Origin of the sequence: Sphingomonas zeicaulis (assembly GCF_050433225.1) — a bacterium.
In the GTDB taxonomy this organism is placed as follows: Bacteria; Pseudomonadota; Alphaproteobacteria; order Sphingomonadales; family Sphingomonadaceae; genus Sphingomonas_D; species Sphingomonas_D zeicaulis.
Genome location: NZ_JBNPXQ010000006.1, coordinates 179,382 through 201,573 on the forward strand (window position 1 = coordinate 179,382; position 22,192 = coordinate 201,573).

The following is a 22,192-nucleotide window of genomic DNA, read 5'->3' on the forward strand; positions in this document are numbered from 1 at the left end:
GTCACGCTACTGTTCGCGACCATCTTCCTGGCACCATTCCTCTTCATGGTCATGGCATCGCTCAAGCCCAACGAGCAAATCTTCGCGGATCTGACCTCGGTACGGGCCTTCCTGCCGGTGGGTTCGGTGTCACTGCAGAACTATCGGGATGTGATCGCGTCGTCCGGCGTCGGTGCCTATGCGCTCAATTCCGCGTTCGTCACGATCGTCACGGTATGCGCGGGGCTCGTGGTCAACAGTCTTGCCGCCTTCTCGCTGGCGCGGCTTGAATGGCGCGGCAAGGGGATCATTCTCGGTCTCATCGTCATCCTCCTGATCGTTCCGCTCGAGGCGATTGCCGTCCCGATGATGCTGATGGTCGCCTATCTGCCGACGATCGGCTTCGATGGCGGCATTTCCATCCAATGGTCGTGGCTCGATACCAGGCTCGTTCAGATCGTGCCGTTCGTGGCCAATGCCTTCTCGATTTTCTTCTTCTATCAAGCTTTCAGCGACATCCCTCGCGACTTCGACGAGGCAGCGTATGTGGATGGCGCAACGCCCTACCAGGTGTATCGCCACGTCATCGTTCCCCTCTCGGGAACCACCTTCGCGACGGTTGCCATCATCCAGGGCCTCGCCGCCTGGAACCAGTATCTCTGGCCGGTGATCGTCGTGCCCAGCGAAGAGGCCCGGCCGTTGATGGTCGGGCTGCAGCAATTCTTTCGATTCCAGACGGAGTGGGGCCAGGTGATGGCCTATGCGACGCTCGCGACACTTCCCGTCTTCACCGCATTCGTCTTCTTCCAACGCTGGTTCGTCCAGAGCGTCATGGGAAGCGGAGTAAAAGGATGATCGATGCCGTCTCAGGTTGAGCTCCGTGCCGTTAGGAAGGGTTTCGGCGAACGACAGATTATCAAGGGGGTCAGTCTCACCATCGCGCCGAGCGAGTTCCTTGTGCTTGTCGGCCCGTCGGGGTGCGGCAAATCGACCCTGCTGCGGATGATCGCTGGGCTCGAAACTGTCGATACCGGTGAGATCCTTTTCGATGGCGCCAGCGTCAACACATTGGCCCCCGCTGCGCGCAACGTGGGCATGGTGTTCCAGTCCTACGCTCTTTATCCGCACATGACCGTCGAGGAGAATGTCGGGTTCGCGCTCAAACTCGCGCGCGTCGACGCGGCGGAGCGGCAGCGTCGGGTGGATGAGGTCCTTGAGGTCCTGCAACTGTCCGCTTTACGCAAGTCGCGCCCGAGCGAGTTGTCCGGCGGCCAGCGCCAACGCGTTGCCATCGGCCGGTCGATCGTCCGCAAGCCAGCCGTCTTCCTGTTCGATGAGCCGCTTTCCAACCTCGACACGTCGCTTCGGGTCCAGATGCGGCTGGAGATAAGCCGGCTGCATCATCGGCTGCAGAACACGGTCGTCTATGTCACGCATGACCAGGTCGAGGCAATGACGCTTGCCGACCGCATCGTGGTGATGGAGGCGGGACAGGTGCAGCAGGTCGGCCCGCCGCTGGAGTTGTACGAGCGGCCTGCGAACAAGTTCGTCGCCGGCTTCCTTGGCACCCCGCGCATGGGGTTTCTCGCGTGCGAGATCCTGGGGGGCAGAGACGGTGGGCTTGCGGTGCGCACCACCGACGCTGGCGCCATCCTCATCCTCCCGGCGCGCGACGCTGAGCCTGGGCCGGCTACCATCGGCATACGGCCGGAAGACTGCACACTGTGCGCGCCCGACCAGGGTCATTTCGCGGGGGAGGTTCTCCAGGTGGAACGGCTTGGGAGTGACACATTCGCGTTCGTTGAGGGCAGGGCCGAAGAGCCGGTCGCGGTGCGTATTGATCCGGGCCGCGCCCTGCCAAGCACCGGGCAGGTCGGCGTCACCTTCGATCCCGCCCGCTGCCACCTGTTCGATGAACATGACGTCGCAATTCCCGTGACGCGCGCCTGATTGCCGGCGTCAGTAAACTCAATATCCAGGAACCTCGCATGAAGTTAATCGATCAAGGCTCCACGGAATATCGACCAGAGTATCACTTTACGCCGCGCAAGAACTGGATGAACGATCCCAACGGACTCGTTTTCTTCGATGGCGAATATCATCTGTTTTTCCAGTACAACCCGCATGGCAAGGATTGGGGGCATATGAGCTGGGGCCACGCGGTCAGCACGGACCTCGTTCATTGGGACGAGCTTCCGATCGCCATGCCCGAACGGGAATTCATGATCTTCTCAGGGTCGGTCGTTGTTGACTGGAGTAATACGAGCCGCCTCGGTGACGGCGTTTCGCCCCCGCTGGTCGCGCTCTACACCGCCTATCATCCTGGGCACGAGCGCCAGGCGCAGCACCTCGCCTACAGCCATGATCGCGGCCGGACCTGGACCGATTATCCGGGCAATCCGGTCATCGATCTCGATCTCGAGCATTTCAGGGATCCCAAGGTTTTCTGGCATGCTGCTAGCAACGCCTGGGTGATGGTCGTCGCGCTGGCGCGCGAGCACAAGATCGAGATCTACCGTTCGGCGGACCTCACATCATGGGATTTGGTTTCGGCATTCGGGCCGGCGGGCTCGACGAGTGGGCAATGGGAGTGCCCGGACCTGATCGAGGTGCCGATAGACGGTGGGGCCGGGACAGCCTGGGCGCTCAAGGTCGATGTCGACAGGGATTTCGTCTGCGGCGGATCCGGCGCACAGCTATTTGTCGGTACCTTCGACGGCTTCGTCTTCACGCCGGACCGGGAACATGGACATCAGATCGTCGACGTCGGCCCCGATTTCTATGCGGCGCAGAGCTGGTCGGATCTTCCCGAAGCTGCCGGGGGGCCGCTCTGGATCGGATGGATGAGCAATCATCTCACAGGCAAGGCTTATCCGACCCACCCATGGCGGGGTGCGATGACGGCGCCGCGGCAGCTTCGGTTCAAGACGGCTGAAGAGGGGCTTGTGCTGGCGCAGGAGCCGGCGTCGCTGTTCCAGGCGGCCGTGCCGGCCATCGAGGTCGAGGGCGTTCTTGCGGGCGGCGAGAGCCTTATGCTGGGCGACCTCGCAGAGCCCTTTCTGGGACAGGCGGTTCTCACGGTGCAAGCCGGATCGCATGGCACTTTGTTGTTCGCGGTCGATGCCGAGTCCGGCAGTGGCATCCGGATCGCGTTCGACCTCGATGCGCGCGAAATCCACCTGCGCCGGGGATCGCATCCCGATATGGAGCCGGAAGCGTTCGCGGCGAAGTCGAGCAATGTGCTGCCGGGTGACGAACCGCTCTCTATCCGGATCGTCAACGATCGCTCCTCGGTCGAAGTCTTCATCGGCGATGGTCGGCAGGTCCTGACCGCCTGCTATTTCGCCGTCGGCCAGTCGCGGACACAGATTGTTGCCGAGCCGGGTGCAAGGTTCATCTTGGGCAGCCACAATGTCCCAGCGTACGCGACGAAGCTTCACGCGCCCGTGATCCGATAATGGTGCAGGCTGCCAGCAAGCTGCTTCTGTTCGGAGCCACCGGCGACCTTGCCCAGCGCATGCTGATCCCGTCGCTCTTTTCCCTGCACGCAGAGGGCCTCCTCCGTGATGACATGGTCATCACGGCGACCTCGCAGGTGGAGATGGACGACACCCAGTACCGGGCACTTGCGGCCGAGGCGATAACCGCGGCGCTACCTGCTGAGCAGCGTGATCGCAGCGCGGTCGCAGCCTTCGCCGACCGGCTCAGCTATTGCGCGCTCGATGCGAACGATACGGCCGGCTTCGCCAAACTCGCCGAGACCATCGGTGACCTGTCCGGCGACCTCGCTATTTTTCTCTCGACCGCGCCTTGGCTGTTCAAACCGACGATTGCGGGGCTAAATGCTGCCGGGCTCGCCGGGATGCAGAGCCGGATCGGGCTCGAGAAGCCGCTCGGCAGCGATCTGTCGACCAGTCGCGAGATCAATGACTTGGTCGGCGATGTGTTTCCAGAGGAGCGCATCTTTCGCGTCGACCATTATCTTGGCAAGGAAACCGTCCAGAACATTCTCGCGCTGCGCTTCGGCAATGCGCTGTTCGAACCAATCTGGAATGCGCGCGGCATCGAACATGTCCAGATAACCGTCGCGGAAACGGTCGGCTTGGAGGGGCGTGCCGGCTACTATGACGCTGTCGGAGCGCTGAGAGATATGGTGCAGAACCATATCCTCCAACTGCTGAGCCTGGTCGCGATGGAATCTCCGGCAAGCTTCGACGCGGCGGCCATCCGCGACGAGAAGGTCAAGGTTCTGCGATCATTGCGGCGGATCGCACCATCCGATGTGCGCGGCCTGACAGTCACCGGTCAATATGGCAATGGCGCGATAGGCGGGACGTTCGTGCCGGGCTATGCGGACGAGCTTGCACGAGGTTCGGCGACGGAGACCTTCGTCGCGATCAAGGCGCATATCGACAATTGGCGCTGGAAGAATGTGCCCTTCTATCTGCGGACCGGCAAACGGCTTCCCGAGCGTCGATCGGAGATCGTCATTCGGTTCAGGCCGGTGGCACATTCGATCTTCGCCGAACGCGGTGGTTTCCTTCACCCAAACACGCTGGTGATTCGTCTCCAGCCCGATGAATATGTCCAGCTGCTCGTCATGACCAAGGAGCCGGGCCTCGACCGGCAGGGGGTGCGGCTCCGGGAGGTCCCGCTTAACCTAAGCCTCGACAGCGCGTTTGTCCGGAGCCGGCGCCGCATCGCCTATGAACGGCTGCTGCTCGATCTCGTCGACGGCGACCCGACTTTGTTCGTGCGCCGCGACGAGGTTGAATCTCAATGGGAGTGGATCGACGCGATCCGCGCGGGCTGGGTGCTTCATGACCTTCGCCCACGGCTCTATCCCGCGGGAGCCTGGGGCCCTTCCTCGGCAGTCGCCCTCACCGCGCGTGACGAACACGCGTGGCACGAATGAACTGATCCCGTGGCCGGCTAGAGATTGGCACGGCGTCCCGCGCGCATCGAAATTTCGAAAGGAGACCGTAGATGTCGTCAGTACATCGCGAGATCGCAAGCGTTACCGATCGCATCATCGCGAGCTCCAAGGATCGGCGGCAGGCCTATCTGGCGCTGATCGGTGCCGAACGATCATCAGGCAAGGATCGCCGGGACCTGGGATGCGCCAATCTGGCGCACGCCTATGCGGGAACGGCGGAGCAGCGCGACCAATTGCGGAGCGGCCGGTCGATGAACATCGGCATCGTCACCGCCTTCAACGACATGCTGTCGGCGCATGCGACCTATTACCGCTATCCCGAGCAGATGAAGGTGTGGGCGCGCGAAGCGGGCGCCACCGCTCAGGTGGCCGGCGGCGTGCCAGCGATGTGCGACGGCATCACCCAAGGGTATGAGGGCATGGAGTTGTCGCTGTTCAGCCGCGACACCATTGCCCTGTCAACCGCGGTCGCACTCAGCCATCGCACCTTCGAGGGCGTGGCCCTGCTGGGTATCTGTGACAAGATCGTGCCGGGGCTACTGATCGGCGCATTGCGCTTCGGGCATCTGCCCATGCTGTTCATTCCTGGCGGGCCGATGCGATCCGGGATCGCCAACAGGGAAAAGGCCCGCGTCCGCGAACTGTATGCCGAGGGCAAAGCCTCACGAGAGGCACTGCTCGACTCCGAGATTTCGGCCTATCATTCGCAGGGGACCTGCACTTTCTACGGCACGGCAAACTCGAACCAGATGATGATGGAGGCAATGGGGCTTCATGTTCCCGGGGCATCCTTCGCGCTCGCCAACACCCGGTTGAGGCAGGAACTGACCCGTGCCGCGGTGCACCGCATCGCCGAGATCGGCTGGAAAGGCAGCGATTATCGGCCGATCGGGCGGGTCGTCGACGAAAGGGCAATCGTCAACGCAGCGGTGGCCTTGCTCGCCACCGGCGGGTCGACGAACCATCTCATCCACCTCCCGGCGATTGCAAGGGCCGCGGGCATCCTCATCGACTGGGACGATTTCGACAGGCTATCGCGCGTCGTGCCCCTGCTTGCCCGTATCTACCCCAACGGTTCCGCCGATGTGAACGGCTTCGAGGAGGCTGGAGGTCCTACATTCGTGATGCGGGAATTGCTTCGTGGCGGCTTGCTGCACCCGGACACCCTCACCGCGGGCGGACCGCGCATGAACGATTATGCAAACCAGCCGGAACTGGAGGAGGGACGTCTCGTCTGGCGAAGCCACGCGACCACGTCCCGCGACCAGGGAATTCTCGCGACGCTCGAGAGGCCCTTCTCCTTGGAGGGCGGCTTTCGCATCCTGACCGGCAATCTCGGCCGTGCCTGCATCAAGGTCTCGGCGGTCGAACCCGACCGCTGGACGATCCAGGCGCCCTGCCGCGTCTTCAGCAACCAGCAACAGGTCCAGGATGCGTTCGCTTCAGGCGAACTCGACCGAGACGTGGTGGTTGTCGTTCGCTTCCAGGGGCCGCGCGCGAACGGCATGCCGGAGTTGCACAAGCTCACGCCGCCGCTCGGCGTGCTCCAGAACCGTGGCTACCGTGTCGCGCTGGTGACGGATGGCCGCATGTCTGGCGCAAGCGGCAAGATACCGGCCGCGATCCATGTCAGCCCGGAGGCGCTTGGCGGCGGCGCACTGGCCAGGCTGCGCGATGGCGATATGGTGCGCCTTTGCGCGCGCGAAGGCCTGCTGGAAGCGCTTGTGGATCCGGAGCTATGGAGCCGGCGCGAAACGGTGGACGAACCAGAACCGAGCCCCGGAACCGGGCGTGAACTGTTCGGTATCATGCGGTCGAGCGCAAGTCCGGCTGAATGCGGGGCGTCGTCGATTTTGGCCGGCGCCGGGCTATAGATCCGGCCGCTGGCGCAACACGGTCGCCCTCCGCATTCGCCATGCACCTGCGAACCGCGCGAACAGCGCAGCTTCGCTTGCCATGTCGACCCCGACAAAAGCGTCCGACGGCGTAGGTTTGAACAACAGGAACGGGCTTTCATGGCCCTGAGCATTCGGAGAGTTTGATGACGCGGTCCATACGACGCGCCACCCTGACGACCAAGGCGCTCCTTCTCGCCATGTTCACCCTGAGCGCGCCGGCCCCAGCGCAGGATGACGCCGCGCAACGTGCGGCGCTCGATTGGCAGTTCGAAGCGGGAAGCGCGCAACCCGAGATCCATACCCAGTTTCCCGAGCCGGATTTCGTGCCGGGCGTTACCGGTCGCGCGTGGCGAAGCGACGGCTTCTCAAGCTGGGTTTCGGGACCGCTTGCGCTGGACGGGGCCGGCGGGTTCACGGCGCAGACGTGGGTCGCGCTGGAAAGCTATCCCTCTGCCGAGGAGAAGCCCGTCGCGGAGATGGTCGCAGCATCCATTTTCCAGCAGGCGACCCGCGAGGCGGGGTTCGACCTCTTCATCGATGCTTTCGGACGATGGGGATTGCGCGTCTCCACCGAATCCGGCTCATTGAAGGCGGAGGCCCCGGAGCCGTTTCCGCTCAATCGGTGGGTCCATGTCGCCGCCGTCTACGATCCGGCGGCGGGGGAGGCGCGTCTTTACCTCAACGGCAACCTGGTTTCCGCTAGGAAGGGCAAGGCGGCACCGTTCAAGCCAGCGGACACGGCGTTCAAGATCGGGCGCGCTTGGCGGCCGGCGCCGCTCGGCGTCTTCAACATCAACGGCCTGAATGGGGCGTTCGACGATGTGCGCGTCGTGAACATGCCTCTCCCGGTCAGCATGATCGCGGCTGCGGCGGCCGTCCTGGCTCCACCAGCCTCGCGCTCGTTGATCGTGCCCGACTCCCGCTTTGCCGCCGATCTGCAACGACCCCGCTACCACGCCTTGCCGCCGGCGAACTGGACCAACGAGCCCCACGGATTGATCCGGCGCGGCTCGACCTGGCACATGTTCTATCAGCGCACGCCCAATGGCCCCTACAAGACCCTGATGACTTGGGGCCATATGAAGAGCAACGATCTGCTGCACTGGACCGATCTTCCGATCGCCCTCCGCCCCGAACTGCAGACGCGGGACTTCGGATTCGACATGAAGGGCATCTGGTCTGGAGACGTCGTGACGGGACCCGGCGGCTACGCCTTCGCTTTCTACACGAGCGTCAATCACAGTCCCCGCTTCTTCAATCCCGGCGTCTCGATGGCGATCAGCGACGATCCTAACCTGGTGCAGTGGAAGAAGGCGGGTCCGTTGGTCGACGCCGCCGGCGTGCAGGATTTTCGTGATCCCTATGTCTGGTTCGAAGGCGGCGAGGCCCGAATGATCGTCGGTGCGGCGCTTGGTGGCGCCGGCGGGCTGACCTATTATCGCTGCAACAATCTCGCGAGCCGCAGCTGCTGGAAGCGACAGGCGCCGATCGCGCCATTCCGCAAGATGGATGTCGCATCGGAAATCTGGGAGATGCCGGTCTTCGAGAAGATCGGCGACGGGAAATATATCCTCGTCGCCAACCCGATAGGCGGCAAGATCACAAAATATGGCGATCCCGCGACACGGGGCGTTTACTGGATCGGACGCTGGGACGGCGCCATGTTCACGCCCGACAATCTGACGCCGAAAAATCTCGACGTGCTGCCGGGGCACCTCAGCCCAACCGTCGATCGCGATGCAGCGGACCGACTGATCGGTATCGGCATCGTCGACGAGCGGCGGACGCCGGAGGCGCAGCGAAAGGCGGGCTGGGCACACAGCTTCAGTCTTCCGCGCGTCTGGCGGCTCCTCCCGGATGGTGAGACGCTCGGCCAGTCTCCATTGCCCGCGCTGGAGGCGCTGCGCGACGAGGCGGGCGGCATCGACTTGCAGATCGACGGGGCCGGCGACCGACCGGCGGGCGACCTCGGGCGGATGGTCGAGATCAGGGCTGAGTTCGTCGCGCCACCGGAGTCCGGGCGTTACGGTGTCACGCTCGCGACCTCTCCCGATGGGCGGGAGACAACGCAATTATTCTATGATCCGGAGGATCGACAGTTTGTCCTGGACACGCACCGCTCCACATTGAGCGGTGACGGGGAAGGGCCGCAGATCCTGCGCGGTGCCTATGACGAAAAGGCCTTCGGCAAGCCGAGCGACTTTCGCGTCTATGTCGATCACTCCGTGGTGGAGGTCTTCGTCAACAACGCGGCGGCCTTTTCCTTCCGGATCTATCCGACACTCGCGGAAAGTACGCTGTTCGGTGCCATATCGGATAGGCCGGCGAGCGTGCGCGTTCGGGCATGGCGGTTGAAGCCCGCGCCTGTTACATTGGATCAGGCCGAACCGCGCTGAATGAGCGGGCAGGGCATCCTCTCCACGGTCGGCTTTCCGTCATCGCCGGCGAGGACGGCGAACAGGCGGTCAGCTGCACGGATCCCGATGTCGTAATAGGGCAGGGCGACCGTGGTCAGCGGGGGGATCACCTGCTCGGAGATCATCCGGAAATCGTCGAAGCCGATTACGGCAAGATCCGCCGGGACGCGCAGGCCCAGGCTGCCGGCGGCGAACAGGCATTGCATCGCGATCTCGTCATTTCCCGCAAGGATGATCGTCGGCCGTTCTTGCTCGTCCGCCGCCAGGATCTCCCGTGCAGCGTCGAACGCACACATGACTTCTGCGCCGATCGGGCCCCGGATGCCCGGCTGGACCCAGTCGTCACGTTCCGTCAAGCCCGCTTCGGACATGGCCCGGGTGAAGCCAGCGCGGCGAAGCCTTGCCGCAAGGATCAGTGGGTTGAGGGTGACGGACGCGATCCGCCGATGCCCTTTTTCGATGGCGTGCCGGGCCGCCGCATACCCACCGTTCTCGTCGTCCGGGACCACGGCGGGGACACCACCGTCCGGCGCGAAGCAATTGACCAGCACCGCAGGGATGTTGTGCGCCGCTGGGTCGAAGTCGATCTCGTGATGGTACATTGTGGCGAACAGCACGCCGTCGATGCGATGTTCCTGAAACGTCCGCCATACCTTCGCTTCCTCGTAGGACGCGCCCGACGTGTTTGCGATCAGCAGGCTCTGGTTCGCCTCGGATACGCGGTCCTGGACGCCGCGGATGATCTCTACTGAGTTCGGCGTGGTCGACACGACGTCGGTGATCAGCCCGATCACGCCCGACCGGTTCGTCCGAACCATGCGCGCCGCCAGGTTGGGGATGTAGTTGAGGCGGGTGATGGCATCCTCCACCCGCGCCCGCGTCTTGCTGCTGATGTTCGGCTCGCCGTTAACGACGCGTGATACGGTCCTGTCCGAAACGCCTGCAAGTGCTGCAACATCCTTGATCGTCTGCAAACTGCCACTCCGTTCGACCTATTCCCCGACAGTGTAGCGCATAATCCGCAACACGGGCATTATATTGTCGACGTCGACATTTTGGAATTGACGACGTCGACAATCGCATGCTCTATCGGCCCGCACTCGACTCAGATCGACGCTCACATCACAGGAATGGGGGAGGAATATGATGAATCCGCATCAGCGACGGACTGTCTTCGCTTTGGCCGCGACCGCGTCCATCGTCGCGCTGGCGGCTGCGGCACCGGCACTCGGTCAGACCCCGCAATCAAAACCTGCGGGCGGCAGGGGGGGCGCCGCGAAGGATGCTGCCGCGGCTGGGGCCGCCGAGAGGAACCTTGAACAGGATATCATCGTCACCGGCGTCGTTCGCAAGACGCGCAAGCTCGACACCACCTTTACGATCGACACGCTCGACGAGGAGGATATCAAGCGGCTGGCGCCAATCAGCACCGCTGATCTTCTGAACAATATCCCCGGCTTCTTCGCAGAAGGCAGCACCGCCGGCGAGCGCAGTAATAATGTGACCGTTCGCGGTCTGCCCAGCAGCGGCTATCGCTACGCCCCGCAATTGATCGACGGTCTCCCCGTCTACCAGGATTCGGACGTTCCGTTCGCCAACAACGACGTCTTTTTCTCCAACGACCTGATGACCGATCGCGTCGAGGTGGTGAAGGGCGGCCCGGGTGGCATCCTCTACTCGAACGGTCTCGGCGCGATCGTCAACTATGTGACAAAGACCGGTGGCGATCGCCTCGAAGGCGGATACAAGCTGGAGCTCGCGACCTACGACTTCATCCGCAATGATTTCTACCTCGCCGGCCCGATCACCGAAAACCTGCATTTCGCAATCGGTGGCTTCTATCGGACGTCGGGCGGTTTGCGCGACACCGGCTATACCGCCGACAAGGGCGGCCAGATCCGCGGCAACCTCACCTACAACAGCAGCGACGGCACGACGAACTTCGGACTGTATCTGTCGCACCTCAACGACCGCACCGCGGTTTACAACAATCTGCCCATTGAGGTGCCGGGCTTTACGACACCGGGCACGGCTGAAAATCCGATTAGGATTGACAACAGCACGGTCAGGCCGATTGGAATTGACTTCGGGGACGGGACGCTGCTGTCCCCGTCGACACGCTATGTGACGCAGATCGATGATTCCGGTCGGGTCAGGACGGCGGATCTCGCCGATGGCATCCACCCCGTGTTTACGACGATCACCGCCAAATTCGCGAAGGAGCTGGATTCCGGCTGGCGCTTCGAATTCGATGCGAACTACACGTCCGGTACCGCCGGGTTCAATGCTCTGTTTGCAGGCAATGATGCTGCGACCGCCGCGTCCTTTCTTGCCAACCGCTGGGCCGGAGACGTTCTCCAGCCCGCATTCGACGCGAATTTCCAGGCGGCGGAAGGCACCCCGAACAACGCTCCGTTCTACAACCGCAACATCCTCGCCACCTACTTCAACGCGCTAAGCCCGGCGGCCTTCGACCAGATGTATCGCACCCCCCTGCTCGAATCCGGCTTCAGCAATTTCGAACAGCTGCGGGCGCAATATGGCGCCAACCAGACGATCGGCGGCCCCGGCGGCTATATCGGCGCCTTTAACACGCGGAACGGAGAGGCGATTCCGGCGGGGAGCAATCTCAGCTTCCAGATCCCCTGGATCGTGCGGTCCAAACTGTCGAGCGCGGCGCAGAACCTGAAGGTGCAAAAGGAGTTCGAACTCCTCGGTCGGCACAATCTTACGTTTGGCGCCTATCACAGCACCAACGATGATAACTATGACTTCCGCCAAAGCCTCACGATCACGACGCTGGCAAGTCCGAGTGAGCTTGTCGACCTTTTCATCATCGATGCCAAGGGCAACAAGGTGGGCCCCTCGCTATCGCTGAATGGGAGCTATTTGCCTGGCTTTGCCGGAAACGCGGCGAGCGGGGATGCCGAGAATTTCGCGCTCTTTATCCAGGACCATTGGGAGGCGCTGGACGGCCGCCTGCGTATCGACGCGGGCTTCCGCTGGGAAACGGAGAAGCTGAGCGTACGCTTCCAGAACAGGTCCTGCTGCACCGTCTTTCTGCCCGGCAACGCCGAGACCGGGAATCGCGCCTACACCCAAGTCCAGACTCTCGGTGCGCCGCAGTTTCTCAATGAGCGCTACAATGGCCATGGCTGGTCGGTAGGCGCGAACTACGGGATCACCGACACGCTGGCCGTCTATGCGCTCGCGTCACAATCGTTCAGGCTGCCGAGCTTCAACGATGGCGTGGCATTCGCACAGTCGGCACCGCTTGGCGATCCAGTTGAGCATATTGACCAGTATGAAGGCGGCGTGCGCTTCCGTGGACGCGTCTTTGACGCGTCTGCGACTGGCTTCTACAACAAGTTCACGCCCCGGACCCTGATCAACCAGTACCAGGACATCAACGCGCCGGTCTGCACCGCTGGAGGAACGACGGCGACGCCGGCGACGATCACCTCTTGCCCACTCATCTTCGAACCCTATTCCTTCGGCACGACGAACTACGGCGCTGAGCTGGAGTTCGTGGTTCGGCCGCCCTTCTTGCCGGGCTTCGATCTCAAGGCCAATATTGTGCTGCAGAATCCGAAGGTGAATGGATCGAGCTACACTATCGTCAACCAGGTCGGGAACAGCTATGCATTTGGCACGGTCAGCCAGGACGGGCGCCGGGAGGGGCGTCAGGCGACCACTACGCTGAACATCCAGCCGCGGTGGGACCTTAAGCCTGTGAGCGGGCTTCCGGTCAAATTATACGGCCAGTACGAGTATCGGTCCGCGCGCTATTCGAACTCGCAGGACCTGAATGTCACGCTCTATCCTTCGTATTACATCATCAACGTCGGGGCGCTGATCGATCTCACGGACCATCTCTCGATACAGTTCCACATCGCTAATTTGACAAATCAGCTTTCCTTTACCGAAGGCGATCCGCTGTTCTTCGATCTCAAAGCTCCGAACGGCAACGGCAATCGTGGTGTCGCGCGCCCACTGTTCGGCCGCACGGGCCGGTTCATGCTAAATTATCGATTTTAGATCACTGGGAGGAGATGGTGCTATTTGAAAAGAGCATCATCACCACCGATGCGGCCCAGCAAGCGGCTGCACTGGCGGCCTTGACAAGAATGGCCAGCATTTTCTCGAGACAGGCGACTGGAGCGCTGGCGCCCTCGAACACGCGCATGCTTAGGAGGGGCTGCGACCGGAACTCATTTTAACCGACATTCACAACCCCTCAGTCTTCTGTCGCTTCGAGAAAAAGACGGCTTGTCGGGCACGTCCATCTCTACGTAGATCCGCTTTGGCGCGCAGATGGCCAGTTTGGCGACGGGTTAGCGCGCGAGGGCCTGCCCCAGACTTCTGCGAAGCCCGGAACTTCCGGCATCTGGTCAACGACGCCATAGCCGAGGACCACGCGGCGCGCCGTAAAGCTTTCGGCGTTGCCCGTGAGGACGGAAAAGGAGTCGACGGCGCCGGAGAGGCTCTCGCCGGGCATTGACGAACCTGATCTTGGGATAGCGCGTGAGCCAATTGCGCGCTTCGGCCATAACGTCCTGAGGCGGCCTGTGGTCGCGGCCAAGCACGCCATGCAAATGGCGGCGAAGCGGTTGCGTTGCAGGCCGGTATCGAAAGCCGCGACCTTGCGGCGGGCGCGGCCGAGCTACGGCGCGGGGGCGAGACCGGCGAATCCGCCGCCGGCGATGCTAACGTCATCCATGATATGGACTCCGATTTGCGGATGCAGATTTTTGCAGCGCTGGCGGCCACTGCTCCCTAGCCATTCTTCCTTCGACCTTCAGGTGGATGGCGACCAGCCGCCGCCGAGCGCGCGGAAGGAGGCGATGGCGCCGCGAGCGGCCGCCGCGCGCGCCTGTACCGCACCGTCGCGGGTTTCCAGGAGCCGGCGATCCGCATCGAGCACTTCGACCAGGCTGACCGCGCCGCCCTTGTAAGCGGCCAGCGACGCCTGCTGGGCACGGGCAAGGGATATCTCGCCCTGTCCCAACGCCGCGGCGCGCGCCTCCTGCTCGACCAGCGTGGAGAAGGCGTCCTCGACATCCTGCGAGGCCCGGAGCACGGCTTGGCGATAAGCCGCCAGCGCTTCAGCATTGCGCCCCTTGGCGGCCTTGATCTCGGCATCGACGCGGCCAAAATCAAACAGTCGCCAGCGAAGACCGAGAAATCCGCTCGCTTGCGTGGCCTTGCCCGTAAGAAGGCCGCCCGCTGCCGTTGTGGCCGAGCCGAGAAGCCCGCTGAGCGAGAATTTTGGATAATATTCGGACACCGCCGCCCCGATCCGGGCATTGGAAGCCGCGAGGGTGCGCTCCGCCGCGATGATGTCGGGCCGGCGTCGCAGGAGCGATGCAGGCCCGCCCGCCATCGATACCGCGGGGGCAAGCGGTATCGGCGAGGATACTGCGAGTTCCGATCGGGTTGCGCCCGGCTGAACGCCCAGCAGCACATCGAGCGCGTTCATCGCGATATCGCATTCATTTTGCAGTGCAGGGACGATCGCTCGAACCTGCGCGAGTGCTCCTTCGGCCTGACGCAATTGCAACTCCGCCGCCACGCCCTTTTCATACTGAAGCGCCGTCAGATCGACCAGTCTTTGCTGGGTTTCCATCTGGGCGCGCGCAATAGCGACGCGCGCCTGAAGGGCCCGGATCAGCACATAGGTGTCGGCGGTCTGTGCCGCGACAGCAAGCCGTGCGGCGACCGCACCTGCGGCCGAGGCCTGCCACTCCGCCCTTGCCGCATCGCGGGCGGCATCACGTCCTCCAAACAGGTCGACTTCCCAGCTTGCGCCGAGATCGATCTGATAGAGTTCGGTTGAGCGCTCAAACTGCGGAAAGGCGCTGCCGATGCGCCCGATCGGGGTTTCGAGTGACTGATATGCCTCACCTGCTTGCCCGGTGATCTGACCCGATGGCAGCAGCGACGCATCGGCGCCCTTGAGGGCGGCGCGCGCCTGGGATACCCGCGCTACCGCCTGCTGCAGATCGAGATTCTCGGCAAGCGCCCGTTCGACGAGGCTGGTGAGCAGCGGGTCATCGAACGAGCGCCACCAATCGACGAGATCTGCGATCCGTCCGTTGGCGGAGCGTGCCTCAACGGAGGAACCGGCCAGGAAAGTCTCGGGTGCGGCTGAGACCGGATTCACATAGCGCGGCCCGACCGCGCAACCGCTCGGCAGGATAGAAAGAAGCATCAACGACGTCGCGGTTTGGAAGCGCATGGCGGTTCGACTCGATTAACGATCACGGTGACCAATGATCTATATGGTCACAGTTTGTCAATCAATCGCGGCAACGCTATATCTCCCATATGAACAACAAGACTCCTCTCGCCGCGTCTTTGCGCGGTCCAGCCGAGCACGCGGTCCGGGACCAGATTGTCGAGGCGGCCAACGAGTGTTTCAAGCGCTATGGCTATGGCAAGACGACGGTGGCCGACCTTGCGCGTGAGATAGGCTTCTCCAAGGCGTACATCTACCGGTTCTTCGAATCGAAGCAGGCGATCGGCGAGGCGATCTGCACAACCTACCTCGAACGCATAGCCACGGAGACGCGAGCGGCGATCGATGAAGGCGGCAGCGCCAGCGAGAGATTGCGCCGGATGTTCAGGAGCCTGACCACGCTGAGCGTCGAACTGTTTTTTGAAGATCGCAAGATCTACGACATCACCAAATACTCGGCCACCGAGCAATGGAGCTCCTCCAACCGGTACAAGGAAACGCTCAGGACGATGCTTGAGGAGATCGTCAGGAGCGGACGCGAAGCCGGCGAGTTCGAGCGCAAGACCCCGCTCGACGAGACTTGCCGCGCAATCTTCTATGCGATGGCTCCTTTCATCCATCCGCTCCATCTCGAGCAAAATCTCGACCTACTGCCTGACGCCCAGACCGAGGTCACTGGCCTTATCCTCCGCAGCCTGGCGCCATGAGGCTAAAAGCCGGAAGCCCGCTTACGATTGTGACCTGTTGACTAATTGGTCACAAGGAAACATGTGATCCTCCGAATTTGCTGGAGGTTCCCCTGTGTCGAGTCGGCCTTTCACTATCGGGCGCGCCGCCCTCGCTTTGCCGCTCTTCCTGACGGCGTGTGAGCAGACTGAAGCTGACCCGCGCACGAAGCCGCCGCTGGTGCGGGTGTTGACGCCGTTGACGGAGAGCACGGCGAACCGTGAATTCACCGGGATCGTCGCCGCGCGGGTGCAAAGTGATCTCGGCTTCCGGGTCGGCGGCAAGGTCATCGAACGTCTGGTGAATGCCGGTGACTTCGTCCGCCGTGGACAGCCTCTCATGCGCATCGACCAGACCGATCTTGCGCTGGCGATGCGCGCCACGCTCGGCACGGTCGAGGCGGCGAGGGCGCGGGCTGAGCAGACGGCGGCCGATGAGCGCCGCTTGCGGGATCTGGTTGGGGCTGGTGCCGTGTCGGCCTCGTCCTACGATCAGGCCAAGGCGGCCGCTGACGCGGCCCGTGCGCAGCTTTTGGCGGCTGAAGCGCAGGCGCGCGTCTCACGCAACGAAGCCGGCTACAGTGTCTTGGTCGCGGATGCCGACGGGACCGTTGTCGAGACCTTGGCCGAGCCGGGCCAGGTCGTGGGCGCGGGGCAGACCGTCGTGCGGGTCGCGCGCTCTGGGCCACGCGAGGCGCTGGTGCAGCTGCCCGAAGATCTGCGACCCGCGGTCGGCTCTGCCGCGCGAGCGCGCACCTATGGTGGAACGCAGAGCAGCGCCACGCTTCGCCAGCTTTCGGATGCCGCCAATACCATGACGCGGACTTTCGAGGCGCGCTATGTCCTGGCCGGCGAGGCTGCCCGTGCGCCGTTGGGGTCAACGGTTACCGTCACGCTGGCGTTGCCGGGGGACGCCGGTGCGACCCAGGTGCCGCTCGGCTCGATCCGCGATGCGGGCAAGGGGCCCGGCGTCTGGATCGTCAGCAAGGACGGGCCGCCCAAGGTGACATGGCGCCCGGTGCGCATTGTTGCGCTTGGCGAGGAAACCGCGACGATCAGCGCGGGTTTGACAGCCGGCGATCGCTTCGTGGCGATGGGCGCGCATATGCTGCATGACGGCCAGGCCGTGCGGGTGGCCGCCCGATGAGCGGCACGCCGGAAAGCTCGGGAGGGTCAAGCTGGTTCAACCTGTCGGCGCTCGCGGTTCGCGAGCGGTCGGTAACCTTGTTCTTCCTTATCATGATCATCCTTGCGGGAATTTTTGCGTTTCTCAGTCTTGGTCGAGCCGAAGATCCCAGCTTCACCATCAAGAATCTGACCGTGGTCACGGCGTGGCCGGGCGCGACAGCGCAGGAAATGCAGGATCAGGTCGCCGAGCCGCTGGAAAAGCGACTGCAGGAGTTGCGCTGGTATGACCGCAGCGAAACCTTCACCCGGCCAGGGCTTGCCTTCACGACGTTGACCTTGCGCGACAAGACGCCGCCCAGGGATGTGCCCGAGCAATTCTACCAGGCGCGTAAAAAGCTTTCGGACGAGGCATCAAAGTTGCCACGCGGCGTCGTCGGTCCATTCGTCGACGACGAATATGGCGACGTCGCCTTCGCCCTTTACGCGCTCAAGGCCCAAGGCGAACCACAGCGTAATCTCGCACGGGAAGCCGAAAGCCTGCGTCAGCGGTTGCTCCATATACCCGGCGTCAACAAGATCAAGATCCTGGGCGAGCGGCCCGAGCGCATCTATATCGAATTTGCCGAAGAGCGCCTTGCCACGCTCGGCATCGCACCACGCGCGATCTTTGACGCGCTCGCCAGGCAGAACCTCATCACGCCCGCCGGTTCGATCGAGACCAAGGGACAGCAGGTCGTCGTTCGCCTCGATGGCGCGTTCGACGACCTGTCGAGAATCCGTAACCTGCCCATCGTGGCGAACGGCAATACGTTGCGTCTATCGGAGATCGCCACGGTCGCGCGGGGATATGAGGATCCCGCGTCTTTCCTGATCCGCAGCGAGGGTGAACCGGCGCTGCTGCTCAGCGTCGTCATGCGCGAGGGTTGGAACGGTCTTGATCTCGGCAAGGCGCTGAACGCTGAAATCGACAAAGTGCGTGAGGACCTGCCGTTGGGCATGACGCTGAGCAGCGTCACCGATCAGTCGGTGAACATCCGTGATGCCGTCGACCAGTTCATGAAGACCTTCCTCGAAGCCTTGGCGATCGTCATGGTCGTGAGCCTCCTCAGCCTGGGCTGGCGGGTGGGCATTGTGGTCGCCGCCGCGGTGCCGCTGACCCTGGCCGTCACCCTCGTCATCATGTGGGCGACCGACCGGGTGCTCGATCGCATCACGCTTGGTGCGCTCATTCTCGCGCTCGGCCTGTTGGTCGATGATGCCATCATCGCGATCGAGATGATGGTGGTGAAGATGGAGGAAGGATACGATCGCATCCGCGCTTCGGCCTATGCCTGGAGCCATACCGCCGCCCCGATGCTTGCCGGCACGCTGGTCACGGTGATCGGCCTCATGCCGGTCGGCTTCGCGCAATCGAGCGCCGGCGAATATGCCGGTAACATCTTCTGGGTTGTCGGGTTTGCGCTGATCGCATCCTGGTTCGTCGCGGTGATCTTCACGCCGTACATGGGCGTGAAACTTCTGCCCGCTATCAAGCCCGTGGAGGGCGGTCATGCCGCAATCTATCAGACACCGCGCTATCAGAAGGTCCGCGGCGTCATCGCCTGGGCGGTGCGCCGCAAGAAGCTGGTCGCGCTGACGACGCTGGGCGCGTTCCTGATCGCCGGTGTCGGCATGGGGCCGGTGAAGAAGCAGTTCTTCCCGACCTCCGATCGGCCCGAACTGCTGGTCGAAGTGCAGATGCCGAAGGGGACGGCCATCGGTCGCACGAGCGAAGCCGCCCGCGAGGTGGAGAGCTGGCTGCGCAAGCAGCCGGAGTCGGCCATCGTCACGACCTATGTCGGCCAGGGCGCACCCCGCTTCTATATGTCGCTTGCGCCGGAACTACCTGACCCATCCTTCGCAAAGATCATTGTCCGCACGGACAAGGAGGAAGACCGCGATGCCCTGAAGCTGCGCCTCCGTCAGGCTGCTGCTGACGGGCTTGCGCCCGCCGCGCGGGTTCGCGCTACCCAACTGGTGTTCGGGCCGCCGTCGCCCTTCCCAGTTGCGTTCCGTGTCAATGGACCGGACGTCGATACCGTCCGTGGCATCGCCGCACGCGTCCAGAAGGTGATGCAGGACGATCCGATGATGCGGACGGTCAACAGCGATTGGGGCGAACGCGCGCCCGCGTTACGGTTCGTTCTGGATCAGGATCGGTTGCGCGCCCTCGGCCTCACTTCCAGCGATGTCGCTGAGCAGTTGCAGTTCCTGTTGACCGGCGCAACCGTCAGCGAGGCGCGCGAAGATATCCGCACGGTTGATGTTGTCGCCCGGTCAGGCGGAACCGACAGGCTCGATCCCGTCCGTATCGGGGACTATATGCTGACCGGCGCAAATGGTGAGCGCGTGCCGGTTAGCCAAGTCGGCAAGCTCGAAGTGCGGATGGAAGACCCCATTCTGCAACGCCGTGACCGCGTCCCGACGATCACTGTTCGCGGCGACATCGCTGACGGGCTTCAACCGCCCGACGTCTCGACTGCGATGCTCGAGAAGCTGCAGCCGATTAGCAAGGGTCTGCCGAGCGGATACCATATCGACATGGCCGGCTCGATTGAGGAGGCGGGGAAGGCGAACGAAGCGCTTGCACCGATCTTCCCGATCATGATCGTGCTCATGATGATCGTCATCATTCTGCAGGTGCGGAGCCTGTCGGCCATGGTGATCGTGCTGCTGACGGCTCCGCTTGGGCTGATCGGCGTGGTTCCGACGCTGCTGGTGACGGGACAGCCGTTCGGATTCAACGCCATCCTTGGCCTGATCGCGTTGGCGGGCATCCTAATGCGCAATACGCTGATCCTGATTGGCCAGATCCACGACAATGAGATGGCAGGACTAGACCCCTACTCGGCCGTCGTCGAGGCGACCGTCCAACGCTCGCGACCGGTGATCCTGACCGCCTTGGCAGCGGTGCTGGCCTTCGTCCCGCTCGTCAGTTCGGTGTTCTGGGGATCGATGGCGATCACGCTGATCGGCGGAACGATGGTGGGCACCGTCCTCACGCTCGTGTTCCTGCCGGCACTCTATGCCCTTTGGCATCGGATACATCCACCCACGAGCGAGCAGGGCAATAGCTCATCCCGCCCCAATTCCGGATTGGCTGCGACATGAAGCACGCTGCGCCAGTCTGTGACGCGATCGCTCAGGTCGATGAGATCGTCACAGCCAGATAGGGTATGTCCGTAAACCGAATTCGAATAAACGGCCCGGCGCAATTTGCTCTCTTGAATATCCAATGCCGGCGGCAATCGCGGCACGTGCCTTTGGGTGCGATTTCGGGCCGGCGGCGTGAACTGAGCTGCTGCGCATGGATTGGGAAGGCCGGCGGTCGTTTCGCACGACATGGTGGTACCGAGTCGGATTTTCGCGGAAGGGGGCGGCCGGTGCGGCGGCGGGTCGCTACTGTCTCGGGGGGGGGGCGGCGGCACCTGCGCTGAAGAGGAAAGAGGGCCTTTGGCGGGTGTCGCGTCGGGATTGGCCGAGGCAATGAACGTCGAAGGACTGTGAATATACGAAGAGATGCATATACGAATCGAACTGCCACTCGCTGCCACGATGATGGCCGCTCAGGGGCAGCGTCCAGCCCCTGGCCTCATCGGCCATTCGCGTCGCGGGCCGCATGCATTCAGCAGTTGGGCATCTTACACCCGAGCAAGCCGCGCAGCGAATGACCGGCTAACTCAGCGGGTCCGTCGAAACGGAGGGGAAGGTCACCGCGCGCTCATAAATCATCATTTTGGTCTTCACGATATCGAGAGTGCGTACGAGTTGATCCGGTATCAGCGGAGGCGGCGTCCTCAAGATCGCGACTCGGCCGCCAGATCTGAGACCGCACGATGCGTCGTAATGGTCCTTAGCAGAATCCGCTCTGGCCCGCCAAAAAGGAAGGTATTTCGCGGGGAAATCGCAGCTCCGGTGTTGGTCCGGTGTAAACCGAAAAACGAGCCGCTTTGTTCACTTCTCGTTCCGGACTTCGAAAGCAGAGAATCGCGGTTTTCTGCGGCTTACAGGATTATCAGTTGTCCTCCGAAGGCAGAGGCCAGGGGTTCGAATCCCTTCGGGTGCGCCAATTTTTTTCAATGACTTGGCCTCGCGCCCCGGGTTGCCGTACGGAAAGAGTACGGAAAACACCCTCGGATGTTCTTAGCCGACACCGCGAATTTTCTCGGGTGCACGGTTGGCGGGCAGGGGACGCCGCGTGATTTGCTTGATGCAGCGAATCGCCGACTCGCGATCGGTCGGGAGATTCGCGCTCGTTTGCGAGTGTTCTCGCCCGACACGATCAGCACTGCAAAATGTTTGCGGCCGCTGTATCCGTTTGCATGGCATCGGTGTGTTTTCAGGCTGAGAGTTCGCTCGGGCCCGGGGCTATCGATGCCAGTTTTGCGCGGGACCACGATTTTCGACGAGAGTCGGATGCCTCTAATCCAGGCGGCGTGGAGAGATTAGCGATGCTTGGCGAACAGGTCTCGTTGGGCTTGATTGACCGATCCGCTGTTCAAGTCGACCTTCCGTTTTGACGGCGGGATGTGGTCCTCGCCCTTGCTCATTGTCGTAGAACAGTGTGCGGTGGATGCCGAGCGCGGCGCGCTTCAGGATTGGGCGGCCCCAGATCGGCGCCAACATAGCGCCTGCAACATCTTCCCCAAGCCGGCCGATCAGGTCTTCGATCAATTCGATGTCGCGCCCATCCGGAAAGACGGCAGCAAACTCCTCGTCTGTCGCCTGAAACACGCTGAAAGTGGCGTTCGCAGCACCGGCGATGATCTGGATGTTCTTCATGACGGAATTGAGCCATCAGGAGGGATCATCGCAATAGAACCCCGTTGAAG

Annotated in this window: 14 protein-coding genes; 11 read left to right on the forward strand and 3 right to left on the reverse strand. The window is 62.8% G+C overall.

Annotation, left to right across the window (positions count from 1 at the left end; translation table 11 throughout):
* Positions 1-51: 51 nt before the first annotated feature.
* The 6 genes from FHS96_RS19430 to FHS96_RS19455 all read left to right on the forward strand — a co-directional run bounded on the left by FHS96_RS19430 (position 52) and on the right by FHS96_RS19455 (position 9,209).
* Positions 52-834, forward strand: a complete 783-nt coding sequence (locus tag FHS96_RS19430) for a carbohydrate ABC transporter permease (protein WP_429595468.1) — start codon at positions 52-54, stop codon at positions 832-834.
* 3 nt (positions 835-837) lie between these two features.
* On the forward strand, positions 838-1,929 hold the full coding sequence (locus tag FHS96_RS19435) for an ABC transporter ATP-binding protein (RefSeq protein ID WP_429595470.1): 1,092 nt from the start codon (positions 838-840) through the stop codon (positions 1,927-1,929).
* A gap of 38 nt (positions 1,930-1,967) precedes the next feature.
* Entirely contained in the window at positions 1,968-3,437 is a 1,470-nt protein-coding gene (locus tag FHS96_RS19440; RefSeq protein ID WP_429595473.1) for a glycoside hydrolase family 32 protein, read from the forward strand.
* On the forward strand, positions 3,437-4,894 hold the full coding sequence (zwf, locus tag FHS96_RS19445) for a glucose-6-phosphate dehydrogenase (protein WP_429595476.1): 1,458 nt from the start codon (positions 3,437-3,439) through the stop codon (positions 4,892-4,894). The genes FHS96_RS19440 and zwf overlap by 1 nt, the downstream gene beginning before the upstream one ends.
* A 71-nt stretch (positions 4,895-4,965) precedes the next feature.
* The gene (gene edd, locus FHS96_RS19450; RefSeq protein ID WP_429595479.1) at positions 4,966-6,789 is read left to right on the forward strand and encodes a phosphogluconate dehydratase; all 1,824 of its coding nucleotides are present in this window, start codon (positions 4,966-4,968) and stop codon (positions 6,787-6,789) included.
* Positions 6,790-6,956: 167 nt separating this feature from the next.
* Positions 6,957-9,209: a LamG-like jellyroll fold domain-containing protein gene (locus FHS96_RS19455; RefSeq protein ID WP_429595482.1), complete on the forward strand. Its 2,253-nt coding sequence runs from the start codon at positions 6,957-6,959 to the stop codon at positions 9,207-9,209.
* Here FHS96_RS19455 and FHS96_RS19460 read toward each other — a convergent pair.
* On the reverse strand, positions 9,191-10,204 hold the full coding sequence (locus FHS96_RS19460) for a LacI family DNA-binding transcriptional regulator (RefSeq protein ID WP_429595485.1): 1,014 nt from the start codon (positions 10,202-10,204) through the stop codon (positions 9,191-9,193). The two genes, FHS96_RS19455 and FHS96_RS19460, sit on opposite strands and share 19 nt — an antisense overlap.
* A 172-nt stretch (positions 10,205-10,376) precedes the next feature.
* Between FHS96_RS19460 and FHS96_RS19465 the strand changes: the two genes are divergently transcribed.
* Together FHS96_RS19465 and FHS96_RS19470 are read left to right on the forward strand one after the other, a co-directional pair.
* Positions 10,377-13,268: a TonB-dependent receptor gene (locus FHS96_RS19465; RefSeq protein WP_429595488.1), complete on the forward strand. Its 2,892-nt coding sequence runs from the start codon at positions 10,377-10,379 to the stop codon at positions 13,266-13,268.
* A gap of 577 nt (positions 13,269-13,845) precedes the next feature.
* Positions 13,846-14,010, forward strand: a complete 165-nt coding sequence (locus tag FHS96_RS19470; protein WP_429595491.1) for a hypothetical protein — start codon at positions 13,846-13,848, stop codon at positions 14,008-14,010.
* Positions 14,011-14,028: 18 nt separating this feature from the next.
* Here FHS96_RS19470 and FHS96_RS19475 read toward each other — a convergent pair whose 3' ends face one another.
* On the reverse strand, positions 14,029-15,441 hold the full coding sequence (locus tag FHS96_RS19475; protein WP_429595494.1) for an efflux transporter outer membrane subunit: 1,413 nt from the start codon (positions 15,439-15,441) through the stop codon (positions 14,029-14,031).
* A 116-nt stretch (positions 15,442-15,557) separates the two neighbouring features.
* On the opposite strand from FHS96_RS19475, the gene FHS96_RS19480 reads away from it, so the two are divergent.
* The 3 genes from FHS96_RS19480 to FHS96_RS19490 all read left to right on the forward strand — a co-directional run bounded on the left by FHS96_RS19480 (position 15,558) and on the right by FHS96_RS19490 (position 20,471).
* Positions 15,558-16,175 (forward strand): TetR/AcrR family transcriptional regulator, encoded by a 618-nt coding sequence (locus FHS96_RS19480; protein WP_429595497.1) that lies wholly within the window; start codon positions 15,558-15,560, stop codon positions 16,173-16,175.
* A 136-nt stretch (positions 16,176-16,311) separates the two neighbouring features.
* Positions 16,312-17,340, forward strand: coding sequence for an efflux RND transporter periplasmic adaptor subunit (locus tag FHS96_RS19485; protein WP_429595500.1), 1,029 nt, complete (start codon positions 16,312-16,314; stop codon positions 17,338-17,340).
* Complete coding sequence (locus FHS96_RS19490) at positions 17,337-20,471, forward strand: efflux RND transporter permease subunit (protein ID WP_429595503.1); 3,135 nt, start codon at positions 17,337-17,339, stop codon at positions 20,469-20,471. Before FHS96_RS19485 ends, FHS96_RS19490 begins: the two co-directional genes overlap by 4 nt.
* A 1,311-nt stretch (positions 20,472-21,782) precedes the next feature.
* On the opposite strand, the gene FHS96_RS19495 is transcribed toward FHS96_RS19490, so the two are convergent.
* Positions 21,783-22,142: a hypothetical protein gene (locus tag FHS96_RS19495; RefSeq protein ID WP_429595505.1), complete on the reverse strand. Its 360-nt coding sequence runs from the start codon at positions 22,140-22,142 to the stop codon at positions 21,783-21,785.
* Between the last annotated feature and the right edge of the window lie 50 nt (positions 22,143-22,192).

Excerpts from the sequence above, each read along its gene's own strand:
- FHS96_RS19455 (WP_429595482.1), top strand. The coding sequence starts at position 6,957 with ATGACGCGGTCCATACGACGCGCCACCCTGACGACCAAGGCGCTCCTT.
- FHS96_RS19440 (WP_429595473.1), top strand. The coding sequence starts at position 1,968 with ATGAAGTTAATCGATCAAGGCTCCACGGAATATCGACCAGAGTATCAC.
- FHS96_RS19480 (WP_429595497.1), top strand. The coding sequence starts at position 15,558 with ATGAACAACAAGACTCCTCTCGCCGCGTCTTTGCGCGGTCCAGCCGAG.
- FHS96_RS19490 (WP_429595503.1), top strand. The coding sequence starts at position 17,337 with ATGAGCGGCACGCCGGAAAGCTCGGGAGGGTCAAGCTGGTTCAACCTG.
- zwf (WP_429595476.1), top strand. The coding sequence starts at position 3,437 with ATGGTGCAGGCTGCCAGCAAGCTGCTTCTGTTCGGAGCCACCGGCGAC.
- FHS96_RS19430 (WP_429595468.1), top strand. The coding sequence starts at position 52 with ATGGCATCGCTCAAGCCCAACGAGCAAATCTTCGCGGATCTGACCTCG.
- FHS96_RS19475 (WP_429595494.1), bottom strand. The coding sequence starts at position 15,441 with ATGCTTCTTTCTATCCTGCCGAGCGGTTGCGCGGTCGGGCCGCGCTAT.
- edd (WP_429595479.1), top strand. The coding sequence starts at position 4,966 with ATGTCGTCAGTACATCGCGAGATCGCAAGCGTTACCGATCGCATCATC.
- FHS96_RS19435 (WP_429595470.1), top strand. The coding sequence starts at position 838 with ATGCCGTCTCAGGTTGAGCTCCGTGCCGTTAGGAAGGGTTTCGGCGAA.
- FHS96_RS19465 (WP_429595488.1), top strand. The coding sequence starts at position 10,377 with ATGAATCCGCATCAGCGACGGACTGTCTTCGCTTTGGCCGCGACCGCG.
- FHS96_RS19495 (WP_429595505.1), bottom strand. The coding sequence starts at position 22,142 with ATGAAGAACATCCAGATCATCGCCGGTGCTGCGAACGCCACTTTCAGC.